This is a genomic window from Kitasatospora sp. NPDC034023 (assembly GCF_055575795.1).
Map to the genome: position 1 here is coordinate 17,240 of NZ_JBVIRY010000021.1, position 23,298 is coordinate 40,537.

The window sequence follows — 23,298 nt, forward strand, 5'->3', positions numbered from 1 at the left end:
TCTTCGAAACCGGAGGTCACAGCTCACCCATCGGGACGCGGACCCCGCGCTCGGCGGCGACCTCGGTGGCCCGGTCGTAGCCGGCGTCGACGTGCCGGATGACGCCCATGCCCGGGTCGTTGGTGAGCACCCGGCGGATCTTCTCCCCGGCCAGCGCGGTGCCGTCGGCGACGGTGACCTGGCCGGCGTGGATCGAGCGGCCGATGCCGACGCCGCCGCCGTGGTGGATGGAGACCCAGGAGGCGCCGGAGGCGACGTTGACCATGGCGTTGAGCAGCGGCCAGTCGGCGATCGCGTCCGAGCCGTCCAGCATCGCCTCGGTCTCCCGGTACGGGGAGGCGACCGAGCCGCAGTCCAGGTGGTCGCGGCCGATGACGATCGGCGCGGACAGCTCGCCGGAGGCGACCATGTCGTTGAAGCGCTCGCCGGCCTTGTCGCGCTCGCCGTAGCCGAGCCAGCAGATGCGCGCGGGCAGGCCCTGGAAGTGCACCTTCTCCTGGGCCAGCTTGATCCAGCGGGCCAGCGACTCGTTCTCCGGGAACAGGTCGAGGACGGCCTTGTCGGTCTTGTGGATGTCCTGCGGGTCGCCGGACAGCGCCGCCCAGCGGAACGGGCCCTTGCCCTCGCAGAACAGCGGGCGGATGTACGCGGGGACGAAGCCGGGGAAGGCGAAGGCGCGGTCGTAGCCGGCCAGCTGGGCCTCGCCGCGGATCGAGTTGCCGTAGTCGAAGACCTCGGCGCCGCGGTCCAGGAAGCCGACCATCGCCTCGACGTGCGCGGCCATCGACTCGCGCGAGCGCTGGGTGAACTCGGCGGGCTTGGCGGCGGCGTAGTCCGCCATGTCGTCGAAGGCGACGCCGACCGGCAGGTAGCTGAGCGGGTCGTGGGCGCTGGTCTGGTCGGTGACGATGTCGATCGGCGCGTCCATCGCGAGCAGCTGCGGGAAGAGCTCGGCGGCGTTGCCCAGCAGGCCGATGGAGAGCGGCTGCTTCTTGTCGCGGGCGGCGGTGGCCAGCTCCAGAGCGTGGCCGAGGTCCTTGGCCTCGACGTCCAGGTAGCGGTGCTCGATCCGGCGGGAGATCCGGGACGGGTCGCAGTCGATGCAGATCGCCACGCCGCCGTTCATGGTCACGGCCAGCGGCTGGGCGCCGCCCATCCCGCCGAGGCCGGCGGTGAGGGTGATGGTGCCCTCCAGCGTGCCGTTGAAGCGCTTGTTGGCGACGGCGGCGAAGGTCTCGTAGGTGCCCTGGAGGATGCCCTGGGTGCCGATGTAGATCCAGGAGCCGGCGGTCATCTGGCCGTACATGGTGAGCCCGAGGCTCTCCAGCCGGCGGAACTCCTCCCAGTTGGCCCAGTCGCCGACGAGGTTGGAGTTGGCGATCAGCACGCGCGGCGCCCACTCGTGGGTCTGCATCACGCCGACCGGTCGGCCGGACTGGACCAGCATGGTCTCGTCCTGCTTCAGGCCCTGCAGCGTCTTCACCATGGCGTCGAAGGAGCGCCAGTCCCGCGCGGCCTTGCCGGTGCCGCCGTACACGACCAGCTTCGACGGGTGCTCGGCCACCTCGGGGTCGAGGTTGTTCATCAGCATCCGCAGGGCGGCTTCCTGCTGCCACCCCTGCGTCGTGAGTCCCGTACCACGCGCCGCGCGCACCTCACGCGGACCGCTCGCCTGCTGCACCATAGTCCCGGCCTCCTGCGGATGGATTCATTCAAGCTCTGCTCGACTGAATATAACTAAACAGCAGGGTTTCGACCAGACCCCGGAACAATCCGATCAGCCCCGGCATCCGCCGACTTGGCGCGCTAGCCTGAACGCGGCGAACACCAGCCGCTCGGCCCAGCTCCAGGGAGCGGAGGACACGATGACGGCCATCAGCGTGCGGCCCGGCAGACTCCGGGATGTGGCGGAGGAGATCGAACAGCGCACGGGACTTCGCGTCCAGATCATCGGAGGAACGCTGCTGATGCCCCCGACTCTCCGCGGTAAGCACGCGGGGACCGTCAAGCGCTTGTCCCGCCAGCTCGACGACAAACTTCCGGCCGGTCTCGGCGCCTATGAGGTCTCGTCGATCAACATGCCCGACGACGCGGAGGACTACGCGACACCCGGCTTGGTCGTCCTGCCGTCCGACTGGGAGGACGACGACGACTGGCTGGCAGACCCCCACGACGTCGAGCCGGCCGTGGAGGTCGTCTCAACCTCTGAGCGTGTCAGCCACATCGCCGCCAAGACCAAGACCAGTTGGTACGCGATCGCGGGCGTGCCGGTCCTCCTCGCGGTCGATCCCCGCCAGGGCGCCTGGACCCTCCACACCCACCCTCGCGACGGCGAGTACCAGGGCGTGCTGCACGGCAAGTACGGCGAGCCCGTCCCGCTGACCTCACCGCTGCCGGCCGAACTGGACACGTCCCGGCTCCCGCTGTACGCCCCCCGCAGCTGAGTCAGGCCGCCGCGTCGCCGTCCCAGTCGATGCCGATCTCGGCGAGCCAGCGGCGGTCGGCGTCGTCGGGAGCGGGCGGGGACGGCGGGCGGGGAATGTTCTGGACGGGGCCGAGGCCGTACTTCTCGGCGGCCGCGCCGGCCCGGGCGTCGGCTTCGACGACGCCGACGTGCACGGCCGACTCGTCGCCCGGGTCGAGGACGGTCAGTTCGGGTTCGGGCAGGCGCCGCAGGGTGACGCGGCGTCCGCAGGCGGGGCAGGACCATTCGTCGGCACCAGAGGACAGGCGGGCGACGAACTTCATCTCGTGGATCACGCGCATGGGCGCACCCCCTGTAGGAGGGGATGCCCGGGTTCGTGACGGCTATTCCGGCCGCGCCCATTCCGGGCCGCGTTTGTTCCGGGAGCCGGGCTTATTCCAGGAAGAGGCCGCGCGCCGTCGCCGACTGCTCGATCGCCTCCAACCGGGCCTCGGCACCGGGGAGTTCGTCGCACATGGCCTGCAGCAGCACCCGGCCGAGCATCATCGGCGCGCACGCGGTGTCGAAGACCAGCCCGGTGCCGACGGCGGCCGGCAGCATCAGGTCGGAGAGCTTGGCGACCGGCGCGAACGCGCTGTCGGCGACGGTGAGCACCGTCAGCCCGCACTCGCGGGCCACCGTCAGCGCGTCCATCAGCTCCCGCGGGTAGCGCGGCAGCGCGAAGCAGAGCAACGCGGTGGCCCCGGCCGCGGCGGCCTGTTCCAGCCGGTCGGCGAGCATGCTGCCGCCCTCGTCCAGCAGCCGGATGTCCGGGTGCACCTTGGCGGCGAAGTACGAGAAGCCGCACGCCTGCGCCGAGGCGGCCCGCAGGCCGAGCACCGGCAGCGGGCGGGAGGCGGCGAGCATCCGGGCGGCCCGGATGATCGGCTCCGGGTCGGCGAGGAGTTCGGCGAGGTGGCGCAGGTGCGCGATCTCGGCGAGCACGGCCTGCTGGTGCTCGTTGCGCACCGCGTCGTCCGGGGTCTCCGGCGCGGCCGGTTCTCCCCCGCCGAGCTCGCGCAGTTGCTTGCGCAGCGCCGGGTAGCCGTCGTACCCGAGCGCGACCGCGAACCGGGTGACGGACGGCTGGCTGACGCCCGCGAGTTCGGCGACCTCCACACTGGACAGGAACGGCGCCTCGGTGGCGTGCCGCACCAGCGAGTGCGCGATCCGACGCTGGGTCGGGGTCAGCCGGTGGCCCTCGAACAGCTGGAGCAGCCGGGCGGAGGGGCCGACGCTGCCGGTCTCGTCGGTGGCGGTCATCAGCGGTACCTCCGGGTGCGAGCGGTTCGGACGACGACTGTGCAGCAGCGGGCCGCGCCTGGCAAAGACGTCTCGTACGGCGGAACGCCTCGTGGGACGTCCCGGGGGTCGGACAGGAGCGGAGAGGGCCGGGGACGGTCCGCGGCTCGGGGTAACCCTGATTTGTCCCTGAGCCCGCCCGGATTCCCCCCGCGAACAGGTGGACCGGGCGGGGCCGCCGCGCCACGCTGTCCCCCATGGACACTCGCCAGGACGACCTGCGGCGCGACCTCGACGCCACCCTGCAGGCCCGCAAGGAGCTCGGCAAGGAGTACGAGGACGAGCTCGTCGACTCCTTCATGAAGCGCCTGGACGCCCGGCTGGACGCCCGGGTCGAGCGCTCGGTGGCCCAGCGGCTGGACGACTACGAGCCGCGCTCGCACCCCGACCGCCACCAGCGCCCCCGCCGCCAGGGCTGGGGCAGGCGCTCCGGCACCGGGCTCGCGGTGGCCTCGATGGCACTCGGCATCCCGCTGACGGCGATCGCCACCGACCCGTCGAGCGGCTCCGGTTTCGCCGGTCTGCTGGTCTGCTGGGCGGGCATCGTCGGGGTCAACGTCGCCGCCGCGTTCGGCGATCGCCGCCACCGCGAGGAGCGCCGGCCGCGGGGCGACTGGGACTGAGTCCCGGTCACCCCGCGCCGAGGGGCGTCGGACGGCAGGCGCGTCCGACCGCGGGTGCGTCAGGCCAGCGGGCCGGTGACCTGCTCGACCGCGCGCACCAGCTCGCCGGAGGCGACCAGCGCCGCGGCCGCTTCCAGGTCCGGCGAGAGGAAGCGGTCGCGGCCGGCGCCGCCGACCCCCGCCTCCCGGGCGACGGCCAGCGCGGCCGCGGTGGCCGGGGCGATCCGGCCGGCCGAGTCGGCCTGCTGACGGATCTCCAGCGCGCGGGCGGCGGCGGTGAGTTCGACGGCGAGGATCCGGCCGAGGTTCTCGACGGCCTGGCGCAGCTTGCGCGCGGCCGACCAGCCCATCGACACGTGGTCCTCCTGCATCGCGGAGGACGGGATCGAGTCGACCGAGGCCGGGACGGCGAGCCGCTTGTTCTCGCTGACCAGCGCCGCCTGGGTGTACTGGGCGATCATCAGGCCGGAGTCCACGCCCGGGTCGTCGGCCAGGAAGGCCGGCAGGCCGTGCGAGCGGGCCTTGTCGAGCATCCGGTCGGTGCGGCGCTCGGAGATCGAGCCGAGGTCGGCGGCGGCGATGGCGAGGAAGTCCAGCACGTACGCGACCGGGGCGCCGTGGAAGTTGCCGTTGGACTCCACCCGGCCGTCCGGCAGCACCACCGGGTTGTCCACCGAGGCGGCCAGCTCGCGGGAGGCGACCAGCCGGGCGTGGGCCAGGGTGTCGCGGCCGGCGCCGGCCACCTGGGGGGCGCAGCGGATCGAGTAAGCGTCCTGGACCCGCGGCGCGTCGTCCTGGTGGTGGCCGGTGAGGCCGGAGTCCTTGAGGACGGCCAGCATGTTGGCGGCGCTCAGCGCCTGGCCCGGGTGCGGGCGGATCGGGGCGTGCAGCTCGGGGGCGAGCACCTTTTCGGTGCCGAGCAGCGCCTCCAGGGTCATCGCGGCGGTGATGTCGGCGGTGGTGAACAGCCGCTGCAGGTCGGCGATGGCCATCACCAGCATGCCGAGCATGCCGTCGGTGCCGTTGATGAGGGCCAGGCCCTCCTTCTCCAGCAGCTCGACCGGCTCGATGCCGGCGGCGGCGAGCAGCTCGGCGGCGGGCTTCTCCACGCCGTCCGGGCCGGTGGCGGTGCCCTCGCCCATCAGGACCAGCGCGCAGTGCGACAGCGGCGCGAGGTCGCCGGAGCAGCCGAGCGAGCCGAACTCCCGGACCACCGGGGTGATGCCCGCGTTGAGCAGGGCGGCCATGGTCTGGGCGACCAGCGGGCGCACACCGGTACGGCCGGAGGCCAGCGTCTTCATCCGCAGGAACACCAGCGCGCGAACCACTTCGCGCTCGACCACCGGGCCCATGCCGGCGGCGTGCGAGCGCACCAGCGACCGCTGCAGCTGCGCGCGCAGCTCGGGGCTGATGTGCCGCACGGCGAGCGCGCCGAAGCCGGTCGACACGCCGTAGACGGGGCGCGGCTCGGCCGCGAGGGCGTCGATCCGGGCGCGGGCGGCCGCCATCTCGGCCTGCGCGTCGGGACCGATCTCGACCCGGGCGTTGCCCCGGGCGACGGCCAGAACGTCCTCGGCGCTGACGTCGGCCTTGCCGACCAGGACCAGCGGAGCGTCGGGGGCCACAGCACTGTGCATATCCATATACACCATCACATCAGGTGAATGAGAATATGACAACAGGTGTTCGTCATCCGGATTCTCCTTCGCCCGGATCCGCGCCGCACGCGGCGACCCCCGTCCCGGCTCACCTCAGCTCCGCCTCGATCAGGTCGACCGCCCGGGCGGTGCCGCCCTCGGCCCGTCCGGCGGCGGACAGCTCCCGCAGCCGCTCGGCCACCGCCGGGTCGCCGACCAGCTCCAGCAGCGCCGCGCGCAGCGCCTCCGGGGTGGCCCGGTCGGTGTCCAGCCGACGGGCGACGCCGAGTCCCACCAGCGCGTCCGCGTTGGCGAACTGGTCGACGGCCTGCGGCACCGCGATCATCGGCACCGCGTGGAACAGCCCCTCACTGGAGCCGCCCATACCCGCGTGGGTGACGAAGGCGTCCGCCTGGGCGAGCACCGACAGCTGCGGCACCCACCGGTGCACCTCGACGGTGTCCGGCACCTCGCCGAGCTCGGCCAGGTCGGTGTGCTCGCCGACCTGCAGCACCGTGTGCCAGCCCGGCAGGTCGCCGAAGGCCTGGACGCAGGCCCGGTAGAACGCCGGATGGTGGGTGAACGCCGAGCCCAGCGAGACCAGCAGCACCTTCTCGGCACCGGCCGGCCGCTGCCACTCCCCCTGGTGGGCCCGGTCGCCGAAGCAGGGCCCGACGAAGCTGAAGCGCCGGTCGTCGACCCGGTCGGCGTTGGGCTGGAGCGCGCGCGGGACGAGCGCGACGCACCGCTCCGGGCGGCCCTTGAAGGCCTCGACGTCGCGCTCCACCGTGCCGGCTTCGGCCAGCCACTCGGCGAACCGCCGGTAGTGCTCGGGGCCGCCCGGGCCGTTGCGGGTCGCCTCGAAGACCTCGGCCAGGTCCTCCTCGATGCCGTCCCAGCCGACGAAGGTGGACGACAGCTGCACCACCGGCACGCCCAGCCGCTCGCCGAGCGCCCGCCCGGCGAAGCCCGCGATGTCGTAGAGCACCAGGTCGGGGCGGTCGCCCTCGAAGGCCTCCAGCATCGCAGACCACATCGACAGCGTGTCGTCCAGGAACACGTCCTGGATCGCCACCGGGTCCTCCGGCCAGCCGCCCGGGTCGTCCGCGAGCGGCAGCTTGGTCGGGTAGGGGACGAAGGCCGCGCCGGTGGACTCGACGATCTCCCGGAAGGACGGGTCGTTGACGTAGCTGACCCGGTGGCCCCGGGCGACCAGCTCGGTGATCACGGCGAGGCTGGGGTTGACGTGCCCGTGGGCCGGGACGGAGACCATCAGGATGTGTGCGGGGCGTGCGGGGCGGGTCATGGGCACCTCCGGAACGGCGGATGAGACGAGACGGACCGTCTCGCAAGGGCTTGAGAAGACAATACGTCTCGTCTCGTCATTGCGCATAGACTTTTTCCCATGACATCCGGAACCGCCCCCGATCCGGCCCGCCGCAGCGAGCGCGCCCGCACCGCCGTCCTCGCCGCCGCCGCCGAACTCGTCGCCGACGTCGGCTACCGCAAGCTGACCATCGAGGCCATCGCCGCCCGGGCCGGCGTCGGCAAGCAGACCATCTACCGATGGTGGCCCTCGAAGGGCGCCGTCGTCTTCGACGCCTTCCTCGCCGGCAGCGAGCACGAGGGCAGCCTCGCGCTCCCCGACACCGGCGACCTCGCCGCCGACCTGCGGACCGTCCTGCGCCCCACCACCGACGAACTCGCCGACCCGGCCACCGACCGCACCTACCGCACGATGATCGCCGAGATCATCACCGACCCCGCGCTGCACGCCGACTACCGCACCCGCCTCCTGGACCCGCTGCTGGAGGTCACCCGCGACCGGCTGCGCAGCGCCCGCGAGGCCGGCCAGATCGCCCCCGACACCGATCTCGACCTGGCCGTCGAACTCGTCTACGGCCCGCTCTACTACCGCTGGCAGTACCGGCTCGGCCCGCTCACCCACGAGCACGCCGACCGCCTGGTCGACGCCGTCCTGCGGGCCCTCAACCCGCCTACGACTGCGGGCGGTTCGAACGCCTGACCCACAGGACGACCAGGAGGGTCATCAGCAGGACGGCCAGCAGGACCGTGGTGAACCACCCGAGAAAGCCGTGGAAGAAGCCGTGGAGGAAGCCGCGCTTCACCTTCGTCTTCGTCTTCGTCTTCGACTTCGATTTCGACTTCGACCCGGAGACCTGGGTGATCCGGTGCACCCGAGCCCCGTCGCGCACCCGCGGCACCGCCGGCGCCGTCCGCACCGCCCCCGCCGTCCCCACCACCGGCACCGCCGACGCCGGAGCGGCCACCACCACCCCGCCCCCGAGCACCAGCATCCCGGCCACCGCCGCACCCACCAACCGTCTGCCCACGACCGCCCCCGCTCCCGCTCCCGCTCGACCGGCCACCCACCCTCCCACCGCCCCACCCGGCCACGGCACCCCCGGCCCCCAACCGCGACGCACCCGCGACCCACCGGTCACCAAACCGGCACACGACAGCGGCGGACCACCGAAGACGGCCTCGGCACCCCCGCCCGGGGCCGCCGTACGCGCCGTCAACGGGCCGCCACGTCATCAGTGGCGACCGAAGCACGCTCCCGCCGAAACCGCTTCCCCGCTCAGACCACCGGCGGTGAGGCCGCGCCGGCCAGGGAGACGGCGACCAGGGCTCGCATGGCGCAGGCGGCCTGGCCGAGGGGGAGGGTGGCGTCGTCGGCGAAGAGTTCGACGAGCCAGCCGCCGGCCGGGTTCTGGCCGCCGGCGGCGACCATGCCGCGGTAGCCGGAGACGACGAGCATGGCTTCCTCGGCCGGGTCGTTGCCCACGGCACCGGCCCGGAGGGCGAAGGCGCCGCCGCGGACGGCGCGGCGGGTCATCGGGTAGTGGCGCAGGTCGAAGACGGCGTCGGGGGCCTCGATCTGGGCGCGCTGGGTCTCGGCGCGGGTGCTGCTGGGGCCGCTGGTCATCCGGTAGACGGCGTGCTGGGCGGTGCGCATGAGGTGGGAGCCGGGCGGGACGTACGAGATCCACCAGCCGACGGCGTCGAGCAGCCGGGCGGAGGTCTCGGCGACGACGGCGAGTTTGCCGAGGGTGTCGGCCGGGTGGACGGCGCGGGCGGCGGCGGCCTGGTCGAGGGCGGTGAGGACGGCGGTGAGCAGCTGGCCGGGGTCGGCGCTGTGGGCGGCGCCGCGGAACCGCCGCCGGTCGCCGGCGCCGGCCCGTCCGTTCGCGCCGCGCCGCCCGTCGGCCCGGTGGTGGGGGTCGGCGGCGTCGGCGAGCAGCACGGTGGGGTCGGGCGAGAAGCCGGGGCCGTGGCTGCGTCCGGCGACCACGGGGTGGGCGGCGCGGGCGGCCTTGGCCCGGTACTGGGCGGCGTCGGCGAGCCGGAAGAGCCGGTCGGGGGTGGTGACGGGCCCGATCGAGTCTCCGGTGGAGGCGACGCCGCAGGCCACGCCCTCGCCCTCGGACAGGGCGAGCGCGCGGGCGCACAGCTCCTCGGCGACGGCGACCACTTCGTCGGCCTTCTGCCCTTCCACGAGCAGGCAGAACTCGTCCCCGCCGAGCCGGGCGGCGAGGCTGCCGGGGAGTTTGGCGGCGGCCAGCGAGAGCTGGTGGGCGAACCGTTCCAGCAGCCGGTCGCCCATCTCGTGGCCGAGCTGGTCGTTGACCCGCTTCAGCCCGTTGACGTCGCAGACGACCAGCGAGACCACGGTGTTGTCCCGGTTGTGCGCTTCCAGCGCGCTCTCCAGCCGGGCGTCGACGGCGCGCCGGTTGGCGAGGCCGGTGAGCGGGTCGGAGAAGGCGAGCTTGCGCAGGTCGGCGAGGCGCTCGGTCTGGGCGAGTCCGGCCGAGACCTGGGCGGCGAGCAGGGTCGCGTGGTCGGCGTCGGCGTCGGTGAACTCGGGCATGCCGATCGACCGGGCGAGGTACAGCTCGCCCCAGGCCTGCCCGTGCAGCACGATCGGCGCGACCACGCAGCAGGCCCGCCCGCGCCGGCGCAGCGCCGCGGCGCGTTCCTGGCAGTACGCACCGGCGGTCGGGTGCGCGTGGCCGGTGTGCGGTTCGCTGCTTTCGGCGCTCTGCAGCCAGGCGCGCGGCAGGCGCCCGGTGGTCCAGCGTTCCTCCAGGTACGTGACGATCTCGGGGAAGTCGGCGACGGGGTAGGACTCGTCCTCGGGCAGTTCCTCCTCGCCGGGGGCGAGGTCGCCGTGGTTGACCAGGACCCGCAGCCGACCGGATTCGCGGTCCCAGACCGAGACGGCGGCCATGGTGGCGCCGAGCGCCTCGGTGGCGCGGGTGGCGGCGGCCCGGACGGCTTCCAGCGGGGTGAGCGCGCCGGCCATGTCCTGGGCCAGCTCGACCACGGACTGCAGTCTCAGGTCGGGCAGCGGGTCGCGGTGCCGCGAGCCACCGCAGTCGCAGCCGCGGTCCGTCATGATCGCCTCACTGCTCACCGGCTCGCCTCGCTCCCTGTGCTCGGTCCTGCCGGACCCCCGTCGGCCGGGCGCACCCGACCGGCCGCTTGCACCAAGACTATGGCGGTTTCGCTCGGTTATGCCCCGTTTGCCCGGATGGACCCACGCCAGACCGTACGGGTTTCAACCGTTCGGCACCCGGAGACGGCCGACGGAGCCCTTCCCGTGCCCCCGGCTACCCCGCCTACGGCCGGCTATTCCGCCACCCCGCCCACGGCCGGCTCGGCTACCCCCGCACACGGCCGGCTACGCCGCTACTCCGCCTACAGCCGCCGGGTGAGCAGCCACGGTTCGACGAGCCCGAGCCCCCGCACCGGCCGCCGCCACATCGGCTGCAGGTGGAAGCGGGCGCCGGTGTCCGGCGCGGGCATCGGCAGCCCGGAGGCGGGCATCCCGGCGGCGGCCGACAGTGCCTCGGCCAGGCCTGGCCCTTCCGAGTCGGCCGGGGCGACGCTGCCGTTCTGCTCCAGCGCGGCGGCGAACTCGCCGTCGATCAGCACCGCGTCCTTGGGCGCGATCGAGGTGAGCCGGCTGGCCAGGTTGACGGTGGTGCCGAAGACGTCGCCCATCCGCGAGGTGACCGTGCCGAAGGCCATGCCGACCCGCAGTGGCGGGATGGCCTCGTCCCCGGCGAGTGCCTCGACCAGGCCGAGCGCGATCTCGGCGGCGGTCGCCGGGTCCTCGGAGACGTAGAGGATCTCGTCGCCGAGGGTCTTGATCACCCGGCCGCCCTGGCCGACGATCAGGTCGGAGCAGGTGTTCTCGAAGGTCTCGACGAGTTCGCCGAGCTCCTCCTCCTCCAGCCGCCGGGACAGCCGGGTGAAGCCGACCAGGTCGGCGAAGCCGACGGCGAGCCGCCCGCTGGTGATCTCGTTGTCCTCGGCGGCCTGCACCACCCGGCCGGTGACGGCGGCCAGCTGGCGCCGCCAGACGTACACCAGGAACTGCTCCAGTTCCGGCAGCAGCAGCTCGACCAGCGGGTAGGCGACGTCGGCCCGGGTCAGCCCGGGCTCGACGGACTGGGTGAGGTTCTCCAGGAAGGTGTCCATCTGCCAGCCGGCCAGCCGGGCCGTGGTCTGGCCGGTGGAGCGGGCGACCTGGATCGCCATCGACTCGCTCAGCAGCCCGGACTCGACCAGCCCGGCCAGCCGCCGCAGGGCGATCACATCGCCGTCGGTGAGTGCCCGGGACTGGCCGATGTCGGGGAAGCCCATGGCACGCCAGAACCGGGTGGCCAGCTCCATCGGGACGTCGGCGGCGCGCGCGGCCTGGTACGGCGTGTAACGGCGTGGCGCGTCCAGGATCAGGCGTTCCAGTTCGAGCGCGACCGTGGGGTCGTGGCTGCCCGCCGTCGCGCCGCTGCTGCCGTCCTCTGCCACCGGTCCGTCCCCGTGCGGTCGCCGCACTCGCCTCGTGTCCTACCTGTCCGGGCCCGCCGCCCGCCACCCGGGCGGGCAGTGGCGCGCCTCACACCGTTGCCAGGTGGAATGTTCGCACGGAATCACCGGATCCGGGGCATCCGCCCGAGTCAAGGAGAAGTGAAGACTGCCGTTCAGCGGGGTTCGGGGCGCACGTGGACGACGTCGCCCGCGCCGACCGCCCGGCGTGCTCCGTCGGGCGTACGAACCACCAGCCGCCCGTCGCCGTCGATCGCCACCGCCTCGCCGGTCAGCTCGGTGTCGCCGGGCAGGTGGACCTTCACCTGGCGGCCGAGCGTGCTGCAGCGGTCCACGTAGGCGCGCAGCAGGTCGCTGGTGTGCGGGTCGCCGGCGGCGGCCGTCCACTCGCGGTACAGCCCGGCGAGTTCGCGCAGCAGGGCCCGCAGCAGGGTGCTCCGGTCCGTGGTGGCGGCGCCGGCCAGCGCGAGCGAGGCGGCGGTGGGCACGGGCAGCTCGTCGGCCCGCAGCGAGACGTTCAGGCCGAGGCCGACGACGACCGCGCCGCCCGCCAGCTCGGTGAGGATGCCGCCGACCTTGCGCTCCGCGCCGTCGATCTCCACCTGCAGGTCGTTGGGCCACTTCAGCCCGACCTCGACCTCGGCGACCCGGCCGAGCGTGGCGGCCGCGGCCACCCCGACCAGGATCGGCAGCCAGCCGTAACGCTCGACCGGCACCTCCTCGGGACGCAGCAGGAGCGACAGGAACAGCCCGGAGCGGGCCGGGGCGGTCCACTGCCGGTCCAGCCGGCCGCGCGCGGCGCTCTGCGCCTCGGCCACCAGCACCGCGCCCTGGGCGGCGCCGGCCTTGGCCCGGGCGGCGAGGTCGCTGTTGGTGGAGCCGGTCTCGGTGACGACGTCCAGGGAGGTCCAGAGGCCGCCCGGGACGAGCAGGTCGTGGCGCAGCGCCTTCTCGTCGAGCGGCGGACGGTCCAGGTCGGTCCAGGGCGACGGTCCGGTGTGGCCGAAGCCGCGCAGTCCGCTGCGGCGGGGGGTGTCGGGGGCGTCCATGGGGGAAACCCTAGGTGGTGGGTGCCGGCATGGGACGTAGGCCGCCCCATCGTCCCGCAGAACGGCCGTCAACCAAACTGTGTCGATGGCCATAACGCCAGGACATGACGGATGGCCCTCCGCGCTCGCTACGCTACCCAGCGGTAGTTCGTAGCGCCGCCCTGCCCTCATGCGCGGGCCCCCACCACCCGGTCCGCGCGCAATCGAACAGGTCGCGGCCATGGATCAGGGAGAGCCACCGGATGACCGAGGCGTCGTACGACCCCCACACCACCGCGGGCAAGCTCGCCGACCTGCGGCGCAGGCTGGACGAGGCGGTGCACTCCGGCTCGTCCAAGGCCGTGGAGAAGCAGCACGCCAAGGGCAAGCTGACCGCCCGCGAGCGGGTCGTGGAGCTGCTCGACGAGGACTCCTTCGTGGAGTTCGACGAGTTCGCCCGGCACCGCTCGACCAACTTCGGCCAGGAGAAGAACCGCCCGTACGGTGACGGCGTGGTGACCGGCTACGGCACCGTCGACGGCCGCCAGGTCGCGGTCTTCGCCCAGGACTTCACCGTCTTCGGCGGGTCCCTCGGCGAGGTCTTCGGCGAGAAGATCGTCAAGGTGATGGACTTCGCGCTGAAGACCGGCTGCCCGGTCATCGGCATCAACGACTCGGGCGGCGCCCGGATCCAGGAGGGCGTGGTCTCGCTCGGCCTGTACGGCGAGATCTTCCGCCGCAACGTGCACGCCTCGGGCGTCATCCCGCAGATCTCGCTGATCATGGGTCCGTGCGCGGGCGGCGCGGTGTACTCCCCCGCGATCACCGACTTCGTGGTGATGGCCGACCAGACCTCGCACATGTTCATCACCGGCCCGGACGTGATCAAGACCGTCACCGGCGAGGACGTCGGCATGGAGGAACTGGGCGGCGCGCGCACCCACAACACCAAGTCCGGCAACGCGCACTACCTGGCCTCGGACGAGAAGGAGGCGGTCGAGTACGTCAAGAGCCTGCTCTCGTACCTGCCCTCCAACAACCTGAGCGACCCGCCGTCCTACCCCGAGCAGGCCGACCTCACGGTCACCGAGGACGACCTCGAACTCGACACGATCGTGCCGGACTCGGCGAACCAGCCGTACGACATGCACAAGGTGATCGAGCACATCGTCGACGACGGCGAGTTCCTGGAGACCCAGCCGCTGTTCGCGGGCAACATCATCACCGGCTTCGGCCGGGTCGAGGGCCAGTCGGTCGGCATCGTCGGCAACCAGCCGATGGACCTGGCCGGCTGCCTGGACATCAACGCCAGCGAGAAGGCCGCCCGCTTCATCCGCACCTGCGACTCGTTCAACATCCCGGTGCTGACCTTCGTGGACGTGCCCGGCTTCCTGCCCGGCACCGAGCAGGAGTGGGACGGCATCATCCGCCGCGGTGCCAAGCTGATCTACGCCTACGCCGAGGCCACCGTCCCGCTGATCACCGTGATCACCCGCAAGGCCTTCGGCGGCGCGTACGACGTCATGGGCTCCAAGCACCTCGGCGCCGACCTCAACCTGGCCTGGCCGACCGCCCAGATCGCCGTGATGGGCGCGCAGGGCGCGGTCAACATCCTGCACCGCCGGGAGATCGCCGAGGCCGAGGCGTCCGGCACCGCCGGGGAGAAGCGGGCCGAGCTGATCGCCTCGTACGAGGACACCCTGCTGAACCCGTACCTGGCGGCCGAGCGCGGCTACGTGGACGCGGTCATCGCGCCGAGCGAGACCCGCCGGCACATCGTCCGGGGCCTGCGGGCGCTGCGCGGCAAGCGCGAGGTGCTGCCGCCGAAGAAGCACGGCAACATCCCCCTGTAGGCCCCATCCCTGTCGGGAGAGAACCAGCCATGTCCCCGATCCACGTGCTGCACGGGCAGCCGACCCCCGAGGAGCTGGCCACCGTTCTGGCGGTGGTCCAGGCCCGGGCCGCCGCCGCGCAGGCCGCCGCCGAGGCGGCGCGTCAGGCCGGCGTCGGCCCGGCCTCCCCCTGGAACGACCGCTCCCGCCTGCTCCGCCCCGCCGTCCACCCGGGCGTCCACGCCTGGCGGACGTCGGGCTGGGCACGCTGAACCGACCGTACGCGGCGCAGGAAGTCGGCCCGTCCGACTTCCTGCGCTGCTATTCGCCCGCTCGCCCGTGACGCTGCTCGGGGCGCCCCTTCGGCTCGGGGCGGTCGTGCGCCGTTGCCCGCCCGGATTGCCCTAAACCTGAGTACGGATACTCAGGCGCCCGGGCCCGGCCGCGGCGCACTCTGGACGGGTGCTCTGGTCAGACCCCCGCGACGAGCCCTCGCCCGAGGCCCGTCGGATGCAGGAGCGGATGCAGCGGGCCGGACGGGTGCTCGCCGCCCTGGTGCTGGTCGGCGCCGTCCTGATCATGATCGCCCGGTCGTTCACCTGAACGGCGGACACCGGCACCCCCTACGCTGGTGGGCATGACCGACCAGCGCGCCCTCGTCCTCGCCTCCGCCTCCCCCGCCCGCCTCGGGCTGCTGCGCCAGGCGGGTCTCGACCCGCGCGTGGTGGTCAGCGGCGTCGACGAGGACGCGATCAGCGCCGCCTCCCCCGCCGAGCTCGCGCTCGTCCTGGCCGAGGCCAAGGCGAAGACCGTCGCCGCCGAACTCACCGGCAGCGAGCTGGTGATCGGCTGCGACTCCGTCCTGGAGCTGGACGGGCAGGCGCTCGGCAAGCCCGCCGACGCCACCGAGGCGCTGGCCCGCTGGCAGTCGATGCGCGGCCGCGCCGGGGTGCTGCGCACCGGCCACTGCGTGATCGACACGGTGACCGGTCGGCAGTCCTCGGCCACCGCCTCCACCACCGTCCGCTTCGGCACCCCGGACGACGACGAGATCGCCGCGTACGTGGCCTCCGGCGAACCGCTGTACGTGGCCGGGGCGTTCACCCTGGACGGCCGCTCGGCCCCGTTCGTCGACGGCATCGACGGCGACCCGGGCAACGTCATCGGCCTCTCCCTGCCGCTGCTGCGCCGCCTGCTCGCCGACCTGGACGTGCGCATCACCGATCTGTGGACCAAGTGACCTGCCGCTTCCTCCCGTTGGCCCTCTAAGCTGACGGGCGTTTCGAACGGGGAGGGAACGCGGCGATGACCGACAGCGTGCTCAACGTGGTGCTGGGCCTGGTGGCCAGTGCCATCAGCGCCGGCCTCGGCTGGCTGGCCCAGGCCCTGCGGCGGCGCCGCCGGGTCGAGCGGGTGCGGGAGTTCCTGGGGCTGCCCGCCGACAGCGAGTGCCTGATCGTGGTGCCGCGCAGCATCGGCGCGGGCTCGCACGCGACCACCGTGACCCGCCGGGACGCCTACGCCCTGATGTGGTTGGCCGGGCTGGTCGAGGAGTGCGGGGCGCGGCCCGAGCTGGTCGCGCACGACTCCGCGCACCGGGGTCTGGGCGCCAAGACCGAGCTCTGCCTCGGCGGCCCGGTCAGCAACGATCGGATGGCCGCCCACCTGGCCTGGGGTCTGCCGGGCGCGATGCTCACCTCCGGCCCCGACCCGGGCAGCAACGTGCTCGTGGTGGGCGACCGGGACTTCACCGCCGACCAGGACCAGGCGCACACCCTGCTGGCCCGGATCGCCACCCCGGACGGCGGGCGCCCGGTGTTCCTGGTCTCCGGCCAGACCGGCACCGCCAACCAGGCCGGCGTGCGCTACCTGGTCGCGCACCACCGCGAACTCGCCCGCAAGCACGGCCGCAACGGCACCTTCGCGCTGGTCCTGCGGGTGGTCAATCCGAAGGCGTACGGGCCGGACATGGTGGAGCTGGTGGCCGATGTGACGGCCGAGGCGCTGCAGCGGCCCGCCGCCCGCTCCGGCGCCGCCTGAGCGGGCGGTGTGAGACCGTGACCCACGCCCGCGCGAGACTGTGGCCCACGCCACCGTCCCGCCACGCCGCCGCTGCGTCACCCCCCGTGGCCCCTACCGCTCCGGCTCCACCGGTCGCGACCTGCGGAGTCTTCGTACCGGCCGGTATCGGGGCGCCGGATCCCATCACCGAGCGTGTGGGATAGTTCACAACCGGGGGCTACTCGCCGGTACTGCCCAGGAATCCATAAACTCAACGAGGTTCAAGAAGGGAGCCACAGTGCGCAAGGTGCTCATCGCCAACCGCGGGGAAATCGCCGTCCGCGTCGCCCGTGCCTGCTCGGACGCCGGTATCGCCAGCGTCGCCGTCTACGCCGAGCCGGACCGGGATGCGCTGCACGTCCGCGCGGCCGACGAGGCTTACGCGCTGGGTGGTGACAGCCCCGCCACCAGCTACCTGGACATCGCCAAGGTCCTCAAGGCGGCCGCCGACTCCGGCGCGGACGCCGTCCACCCCGGCTACGGCTTCTTGTCGGAGAACGCCGACTTCGCCCAGGCCGTCCTCGACGCGGGTCTGATCTGGATCGGCCCGCCGCCGCAGGCCATCCGCGACCTCGGCGACAAGGTGACCGCCCGGCACGTGGCGCAGCGCGCCGGTGCCCCGCTGGTCGCCGGTACGCCGGACCCGGTCTCGGGCGCCGACGAGGTCGTCGCCTTCGCCCGGGAGAACGGCCTGCCGGTCGCCATCAAGGCGGCCTTCGGCGGCGGCGGTCGCGGCCTCAAGGTCGCCCGCAACCTGGAGGAGATCCCGGAGCTGTACGACTCCGCGGTGCGCGAGGCGGTCGCCGCCTTCGGTCGCGGCGAGTGCTTCGTCGAGCGTTACCTGGACAACCCGCGGCACGTCGAGACCCAGTGCCTCGCCGACAAGCACGGCAACGTGGTGGTCGTCTCCACCCGTGACTGCTCGCTGCAGCGGCGCCACCAGAAGCTGGTCGAGGAGGCGCCCGCGCCGTTCCTGACGCCCGAGCAGAACGCCGAGCTGTACCGGGCGTCCAAGGCCATCCTGAAGGAGGCCGGCTACGAGGGCGCCGGGACCTGCGAGTTCCTGGTGGCGATGGACGGCACGATCTCCTTCCTGGAGGTCAACACCCGTCTGCAGGTGGAGCACCCGGTCACCGAGGAGGTCACCGGCCTCGACCTGGTCCGCGAGATGTTCCGGATCGCCGACGGCGAGGAGCTCGGCTACGACGACCCGGAGGTGCGCGGCCACTCCTTCGAGTTCCGCATCAACGGCGAGGACCCGGGCCGCGGCTTCCTGCCCGCGCCCGGCACCGTGACGCTGTTCGCCCCGCCGTCCGGCCCGGGCGTGCGCCTGGACTCCGGCGTGGAGACCGGCTCGGTCATCGGCCCGGCCTGGGACTCGCTGCTGGCCAAGTTGGTCGTCACCGGCCGCGACCGCAAGCAGGCCCTGGAGCGGGCCCGCCGCGCGCTGACCGAGTTCAAGGTGGAGGGCATGGCCACCGCCATCCCGTTCCACCAGGCGGTCGTCACCGACCCGGCGTTCGCGCCCGAGGTGCACGGCAGCGACGAGCCGTTCACGGTCTACACCCGGTGGATCGAGACCGACTTCGACAACACCATCCCGCCGTTCGCCGGTGCGGCCGGCGACGGCGAGGAGGCCGAGGGCCGGGAGACGGTCGTGGTCGAGGTCGGCGGCAAGCGGATCGAGGTCTCGCTGCCGTCCTCGCTGGGCGTCTCGACGGCCCCGGCGGCCGGTGCGACGGGCGCCGCCAAGGCCAAGCGCCGGGCGGGCGCCAAGAAGGCCGGTTCGGCCGTCAGCGGTGACACCCTGGCCTCGCCGATGCAGGGCACCATCGTCAAGGTCGCCGTGGAGGAGGGCCAGGTCGTCGCCGAGGGCGAGCTGATCGTGGTCCTGGAGGCGATGAAGATGGAGCAGCCGCTGAACGCCCACCGGGCGGGCACCATCGTCGGCCTCAAGGCCGAGGTCGGCGCGAGCGTCAGCAGCGGCGCCGCGCTCTGCGAGATCAAGGACTGACCCGCCCCGTCGGGCACCGACCGGTCCGTACGCCCTTCGGGGTGTGCGGACCGGTCGCTTTGTGCGCCGGTTGCGGCTCTCCGCGCCGCTGCGGCCGGGCTGCTCAGCGCCCGCGCGGCAGGCCCATCTCGGCCAGCCGGACCGGCATCCCGCCCGGGCCGCCGTGGGCGCCGGGGCGGCGCTGGCCGGGCAGCGGGGCGCCGCCGGGGGGCGGGCCCGGGCGGCGGGCCATCGGGCCGGGCTGGGTCTGGTGGACCGGCCCGCTGCCGGTGCCGTGCACCGGGGCGTCGCCGCTCGGGGCCGCCCCGATCGGCGCCAGGTCGATCTGCACCCCGCAGTCGGCGAGCGCGTCCAGTTCGCGGGCGGTGGCGTCGTCCGCGGCGGCCTGCTCGTCGGTGACCAGCCGGGTGATGGTCTCGGTGGCGACGGTCTGGAACATGCCGGCCGCGCCGAGCTTGGTGTGGTCGGCGAGGACGATGACCTCGGCGGCCGCCAGCACCATGGCCCGGTCCACGCTCGCGGACAGCATGTTCGCGGTCGACAGCCCGCGCTCGGCGGTCAGCCCGCTGCCGGAGATGAAGGCCTTGGTGACCCTCAGCCCCTGCAGCGACTGCTCCGCACCGCTGCCCACCAGCGCGTAGTTGGAGCCGCGCAGGGTGCCGCCGGTCATCACCACCTCGACCCGGTTGGCGTGTGCCAGCGCCTGGGCGACCAGCAGCGAGTTGGTGACCACCGTCAGACCCGGCACCCGTGCCAGCCGGCGGGCCAGCTCCTGGGTGGTGGTGCCGGCACCGACCACCACCGCGTCGCCCTCCTCCACCAGGCCGGCGGCGAGGTCCGCGATGGCGCTCTTCTCCGCCGCGGACAGGTGGGTCTTCTGCGGGTAACCGGGTTCGCGGCTGAAGCCGCCGGGGAGCACCGCGCCGCCGTGCCGGCGGTCGAGGAGCCCTTCTGCCTCCAGGGCCCGCACGTCACGGCGCACGGTCACTTCGGAGGTCTGGACGACGCGGGCCAACTCCCGGAGCGAGACCGCTCCGTTGGCGCGCACCATTTCGAGGATCAACTGGCGACGTTCTGCAGCAAACACAGAACCGACGGTAACCTGCGTGACCGTCTGCTTTCAGGCGTTTGCTGCTAGTAGCGGGAATTGCTCACGCACGAGCGGCGCGTGACCGTACAATACGCGCCGTCAACAGCCCGGGACTGCGCCCGCCGTCCGGGTGACGATCACTCATGCGCGAGGGGCGGCCGCCGATCGGCAGCCGCCCCTCAACTGTGCGCCGGACGCTCAGGATTCGCCGTCGGCCCGCTTGCGGATGTGCAGCTGCCGGGCGGCCTCGGCGGTCGAGCCGGAGACGGACGGGTAGACGGTGAAGGCGCTGGCCACCTGTTCGACCGTCAGATTGGCGTCCACCGCGAGCGAGATCGGGTGGATCAGTTCGCTGGCGCGCGGGGCGACGACCACGCCGCCGACCACGATGCCGGTGCCCGGACGGCAGAACAGCTTCACGAAGCCGTCCCGGATGCCCTGCATCTTCGCCCGCGGGTTGCCGCGCAGCGGGAGCTTGACCACGACGGCGTCCATCTTGCCGCACTCCACGTCGGCCGCGGTGTAGCCGACGGTGGCGATCTCCGGGTCGGTGAAGACGTTGGAGGCCACGGTCTTGAGGTTCAGCGGCTGCACCGCGTCACCGAGCGCGTGGTACATCGCGATCCGACCCTGCATGGCCGCCACCGAGGCGAGCATGAAGACGCCGGTGCAGTCGCCGGCCGCGTACACGCCGGGGGCGGTGGTGCGGGAGACCCGGTCGACCTGGATCTGGCCCCAGTCGTTGAGCTTGACCCCGGCCTCCTCCAGTCCCATCTCGGAGGTGTTGGGGATCGAGCCGACCGCCATCAGGCAGTGCGAGCCCTCGATCACCTTGCCGTCGGCCAGGGTCACCTCGACCCGGTCGCCGATCCGCTTGACGCTCTCGGCCCGCGAACGGCCCATCACGTTCATGCCGCGGCGACGGAAGACGTCCTCCAGCACCTCGGCGGCGTCCGGGTCCTCGCCCGGCAGCACGCGGTCGCGACTGGAGACCAGGGTGACCTTGGAACCGAGCGCCTGGTACGCGCCGGCGAACTCCGCACCGGTCACACCGGAGCCGACCACGATCAGCTCGCGGGGCAGCTCCTCCAGGTCGTACACCTGGGTCCAGGTCAGGATCCGCTCGCCGTCCGGCTGGGCGTCCGGCAGCTCGCGCGGGTGGGCGCCGGTGGCGATCAGCACCGCGTCGGCGCGCAGCGAGTGCACGGCCCCGTCCGGCGCGTCCACCAGCACCTCGCGGGAGCCGTCGGCGGCCTGCCCGCCGGTGCCGAGCCGGCCGCGGCCGCGCAGCACGGTGACGCCGGCCCGGGTGACGGACTGGGTGATGTCGTGGGACTGAGCGATCGCCAGGCGCTTCACACGGCGGTTGACCTTGCCCAGGTCCACGCCGACGACCCTGGCGGCCTGCTCGTTGGGAGGCGTGTCGTCCGCGACGATGATGCCGAGTTCCTCGTACGAGCTGTCGAAGGTGGTCATCACCTCCGCGGTCGCGATCAGCGTCTTCGACGGAACGCAGTCCGTGAGCACCGCCGATCCGCCCAGACCGTCGCGGTCGACGACGGTCACCTCCGCGCCGAGCTGTGCGGCGACCAGGGCCGCCTCGTAGCCGCCGGGTCCGCCACCGATGATCACGATCCGAGTCACGCTCCCCATTGTCCCGCACGCCGAGAGCGCCGCCACGCCGGGGTCCGGCCTCCGTACCTCCGTCCGGTAGCCCGGTCCGCGCGCCGCCCGGGCTACGCTTCCCCCCATGCCCCTTTACGCCGCGTATGCCACCAACCTCGATGCCCGGCAGATGACCCGCCGAGCCCCGCACTCCCCCCTGCGCGGCACGGGGTGGCTGGACGGCTGGCGGCTCACCTTCGGCGGCGAGCAGCTCGGCTGGGAGGGCTCGCTGGCCACCGTCGTCGAGGACGAGAAGGACCAGGTCTTCGTCTCGCTGTACGACGTCTCGCCGGTGGACGAGGACGGCCTGGACCGCTGGGAGGGCGTCCAGCTCGGCATCTACCGCAAGATCAAGCTCCGCGCGCAGACCCTGGACGGCTCCATCCCGGTCTGGACGTACGTGCTCAACGACTACGAGGGCGGTCTGCCCGCGGCCCGCTACCTCGGCCTGGTCGCCGACGCCGCCGAGAGCGCCGGTGCCCCGCACGACTACGTCATGGACCTGCGCCGCCGTCCCTGCTGACCGGCCGTCGCCGGTGTCCGCCCGGGCCCCCGGCGCGGCTCGGCGACAACGGCACGTACGCGAAGGGGCAGCGCGGCGCGAAACGACTCCGATCCGCCGACGCGACTGTGGAAAGCGACGGACCTGTCACCCGGATGGCGCCACCGAGCTGTGTTTTCGGGTCAACCGGGTAACAATCCGGCATGCCGCAGCGGATTTTCTACGCGCGTAGCCGATTCCCGTCTATCCTCGGTCCCGTGAACGCTTCTCCTCAGTCGGTCGTCTCCGCCGACCCCTACGCCGCCGCCCAGGCCGCCGCCGAGCGCCTGCGCGAGCTGACCGGTGCCGAGCGGCACGACGTCGCCCTGGTGATGGGCTCCGGCTGGGTGCCGGCCGCCGACGCCCTGGGCGAGACCGTGGCCGAGTTCCCGGTCACCGACCTGCCCGGTTTCCCCGCCCCCGCCGTCGCCGGCCACGCCGGCAAGATCCGCTCGGTGAAGATCGGCGACAAGCGCGCGCTGATCTTCCTCGGCCGCAACCACTACTACGAGGGCCACGGCGTGGCCACCGTCGTCCACGGCGTGCGCACCGCCGCCGCGGCCGGCTGCGGCATCATCGTGCTGACCAACGGCTGTGGCGGCCTGCGCCAGGGCTGGACCCCCGGCCAGCCGGTCCTGATCAGCGACCACATCAACCTGACCGCGGACTCCCCGATCGTCGGCGCCAACTTCGTCGACCTCACCGACCTGTACTCCAAGCGCCTGCGCGCGCTCTGCCACGAGGTCGACCCGTCCCTGGACGAGGCCGTCTACGTGCAGTTCCGCGGCCCGCACTACGAGACCCCGGCCGAGGTCAACATGGCCCGGGTGATCGGCGGCGAGCTGGTCGGCATGTCCACCACCCTGGAGGCCATCGCCGCCCGCGAGGCCGGCTCCGAGGTCCTCGGCATCTCCCTGGTCACCAACCTGGCGGCCGGCATGACCGGCGAGCCCCTCAACCACGAAGAGGTGCTGGAGGCCGGCAAGGCCTCCGCCGAGCGCATGGGCGAGCTGCTGGCGAAGGTCCTTGAGCGGATCTGACGCCCACCAGGCGCACAATGCATGAGCGACGGGGCCCACGGCCGGCCGTGATCCGCTGATCACACCCGCCCGCGGGCCCCGTCCGCATGCGTACCCCCTCTTTGCGGAACCCCCCGGTCGACAACCGACGAACTTCCCGATGGAG

22 protein-coding genes are annotated in these 23,298 nt (G+C 73.0%); 11 read left to right on the top strand and 11 right to left on the bottom strand.

The window, feature by feature from the left end; all coding sequences use genetic code 11:
- Positions 1-16: 16 nt before the first annotated feature.
- Positions 17-1,684, bottom strand: a complete 1,668-nt coding sequence (hutU, locus tag ACZ52R_RS25880; RefSeq protein ID WP_360495355.1) for a urocanate hydratase — start codon at positions 1,682-1,684, stop codon at positions 17-19.
- Between the two features lie 181 nt (positions 1,685-1,865).
- On the opposite strand from hutU, the gene ACZ52R_RS25885 reads away from it, so the two are divergent.
- On the top strand, positions 1,866-2,444 hold the full coding sequence (locus ACZ52R_RS25885) for a Uma2 family endonuclease (RefSeq protein WP_465754245.1): 579 nt from the start codon (positions 1,866-1,868) through the stop codon (positions 2,442-2,444).
- Between the two features lies 1 nt (position 2,445).
- Here ACZ52R_RS25885 and ACZ52R_RS25890 read toward each other — a convergent pair whose 3' ends face one another.
- Positions 2,446-2,766, bottom strand: coding sequence for a hypothetical protein (locus tag ACZ52R_RS25890; RefSeq protein ID WP_465616333.1), 321 nt, complete (start codon positions 2,764-2,766; stop codon positions 2,446-2,448).
- A 91-nt stretch (positions 2,767-2,857) separates the two neighbouring features.
- On the bottom strand, positions 2,858-3,727 hold the full coding sequence (locus tag ACZ52R_RS25895; RefSeq protein ID WP_465754246.1) for a MurR/RpiR family transcriptional regulator: 870 nt from the start codon (positions 3,725-3,727) through the stop codon (positions 2,858-2,860).
- Positions 3,728-3,963: 236 nt separating this feature from the next.
- On the opposite strand from ACZ52R_RS25895, the gene ACZ52R_RS25900 reads away from it, so the two are divergent.
- Positions 3,964-4,389, top strand: a complete 426-nt coding sequence (locus ACZ52R_RS25900) for a hypothetical protein (RefSeq protein ID WP_360495346.1) — start codon at positions 3,964-3,966, stop codon at positions 4,387-4,389.
- Positions 4,390-4,448: 59 nt separating this feature from the next.
- Here the strand turns inward: ACZ52R_RS25900 and hutH are convergent, their stop codons facing one another.
- Together hutH and ACZ52R_RS25910 are read right to left on the bottom strand one after the other, a co-directional pair.
- The gene (hutH, locus tag ACZ52R_RS25905) at positions 4,449-6,026 is read right to left on the bottom strand and encodes a histidine ammonia-lyase (protein ID WP_465616331.1); all 1,578 of its coding nucleotides are present in this window, start codon (positions 6,024-6,026) and stop codon (positions 4,449-4,451) included.
- Between the two features lie 109 nt (positions 6,027-6,135).
- Positions 6,136-7,332: a macrolide family glycosyltransferase gene (locus tag ACZ52R_RS25910; protein ID WP_465754247.1), complete on the bottom strand. Its 1,197-nt coding sequence runs from the start codon at positions 7,330-7,332 to the stop codon at positions 6,136-6,138.
- A 99-nt stretch (positions 7,333-7,431) separates the two neighbouring features.
- Between ACZ52R_RS25910 and ACZ52R_RS25915 the strand changes: the two genes are divergently transcribed.
- On the top strand, positions 7,432-8,052 hold the full coding sequence (locus ACZ52R_RS25915) for a TetR/AcrR family transcriptional regulator (protein WP_465754248.1): 621 nt from the start codon (positions 7,432-7,434) through the stop codon (positions 8,050-8,052).
- Here ACZ52R_RS25915 and ACZ52R_RS25920 read toward each other — a convergent pair.
- The 4 genes from ACZ52R_RS25920 to ACZ52R_RS25935 all read right to left on the bottom strand — a co-directional run bounded on the left by ACZ52R_RS25920 (position 8,024) and on the right by ACZ52R_RS25935 (position 12,931).
- Complete coding sequence (locus tag ACZ52R_RS25920; protein WP_465754249.1) at positions 8,024-8,380, bottom strand: hypothetical protein; 357 nt, start codon at positions 8,378-8,380, stop codon at positions 8,024-8,026. The two genes, ACZ52R_RS25915 and ACZ52R_RS25920, sit on opposite strands and share 29 nt — an antisense overlap.
- A 248-nt stretch (positions 8,381-8,628) precedes the next feature.
- Entirely contained in the window at positions 8,629-10,464 is a 1,836-nt protein-coding gene (locus ACZ52R_RS25925) for a GGDEF domain-containing protein (RefSeq protein ID WP_396288719.1), read from the bottom strand.
- A gap of 284 nt (positions 10,465-10,748) precedes the next feature.
- A complete protein-coding gene (locus tag ACZ52R_RS25930) occupies positions 10,749-11,864 on the bottom strand; it encodes an adenylate/guanylate cyclase domain-containing protein (protein WP_360495331.1) in 1,116 nt (371 codons plus the stop codon).
- 173 nt (positions 11,865-12,037) lie between these two features.
- Complete coding sequence (locus ACZ52R_RS25935) at positions 12,038-12,931, bottom strand: biotin--[acetyl-CoA-carboxylase] ligase (protein WP_465616324.1); 894 nt, start codon at positions 12,929-12,931, stop codon at positions 12,038-12,040.
- Between the two features lie 242 nt (positions 12,932-13,173).
- Between ACZ52R_RS25935 and ACZ52R_RS25940 the strand changes: the two genes are divergently transcribed.
- From ACZ52R_RS25940 to ACZ52R_RS25965, 6 genes are all read left to right on the top strand, one after another.
- A complete protein-coding gene (locus ACZ52R_RS25940) occupies positions 13,174-14,763 on the top strand; it encodes an acyl-CoA carboxylase subunit beta (RefSeq protein WP_465616322.1) in 1,590 nt (529 codons plus the stop codon).
- A 29-nt stretch (positions 14,764-14,792) separates the two neighbouring features.
- Entirely contained in the window at positions 14,793-15,014 is a 222-nt protein-coding gene (locus tag ACZ52R_RS25945) for an acyl-CoA carboxylase subunit epsilon (protein WP_360495324.1), read from the top strand.
- A 190-nt stretch (positions 15,015-15,204) separates the two neighbouring features.
- Entirely contained in the window at positions 15,205-15,345 is a 141-nt protein-coding gene (gene mmpB / locus ACZ52R_RS25950) for a morphogenic membrane protein MmpB (protein WP_360495322.1), read from the top strand.
- Between the two features lie 34 nt (positions 15,346-15,379).
- The gene (locus ACZ52R_RS25955; RefSeq protein WP_465616320.1) at positions 15,380-15,982 is read left to right on the top strand and encodes a Maf family protein; all 603 of its coding nucleotides are present in this window, start codon (positions 15,380-15,382) and stop codon (positions 15,980-15,982) included.
- A gap of 65 nt (positions 15,983-16,047) precedes the next feature.
- Complete coding sequence (locus ACZ52R_RS25960) at positions 16,048-16,782, top strand: hypothetical protein (protein WP_465754250.1); 735 nt, start codon at positions 16,048-16,050, stop codon at positions 16,780-16,782.
- A gap of 259 nt (positions 16,783-17,041) precedes the next feature.
- On the top strand, positions 17,042-18,817 hold the full coding sequence (locus ACZ52R_RS25965) for an acetyl/propionyl/methylcrotonyl-CoA carboxylase subunit alpha (protein WP_360495313.1): 1,776 nt from the start codon (positions 17,042-17,044) through the stop codon (positions 18,815-18,817).
- 103 nt (positions 18,818-18,920) lie between these two features.
- Here ACZ52R_RS25965 and ACZ52R_RS25970 read toward each other — a convergent pair whose 3' ends face one another.
- On the bottom strand, positions 18,921-19,868 hold the full coding sequence (locus ACZ52R_RS25970; RefSeq protein ID WP_396288788.1) for a DeoR/GlpR family DNA-binding transcription regulator: 948 nt from the start codon (positions 19,866-19,868) through the stop codon (positions 18,921-18,923).
- Positions 19,869-20,105: 237 nt separating this feature from the next.
- Positions 20,106-21,560, bottom strand: a complete 1,455-nt coding sequence (locus ACZ52R_RS25975) for an NAD(P)H-quinone dehydrogenase (protein WP_360495307.1) — start codon at positions 21,558-21,560, stop codon at positions 20,106-20,108.
- Between the two features lie 97 nt (positions 21,561-21,657).
- On the opposite strand from ACZ52R_RS25975, the gene ACZ52R_RS25980 reads away from it, so the two are divergent.
- Together ACZ52R_RS25980 and ACZ52R_RS25985 are read left to right on the top strand one after the other, a co-directional pair.
- Positions 21,658-22,095: a gamma-glutamylcyclotransferase family protein gene (locus ACZ52R_RS25980; protein ID WP_360495304.1), complete on the top strand. Its 438-nt coding sequence runs from the start codon at positions 21,658-21,660 to the stop codon at positions 22,093-22,095.
- A 236-nt stretch (positions 22,096-22,331) separates the two neighbouring features.
- Positions 22,332-23,153: a purine-nucleoside phosphorylase gene (locus tag ACZ52R_RS25985; protein ID WP_189916164.1), complete on the top strand. Its 822-nt coding sequence runs from the start codon at positions 22,332-22,334 to the stop codon at positions 23,151-23,153.
- Positions 23,154-23,298: the final 145 nt, after the last annotated feature.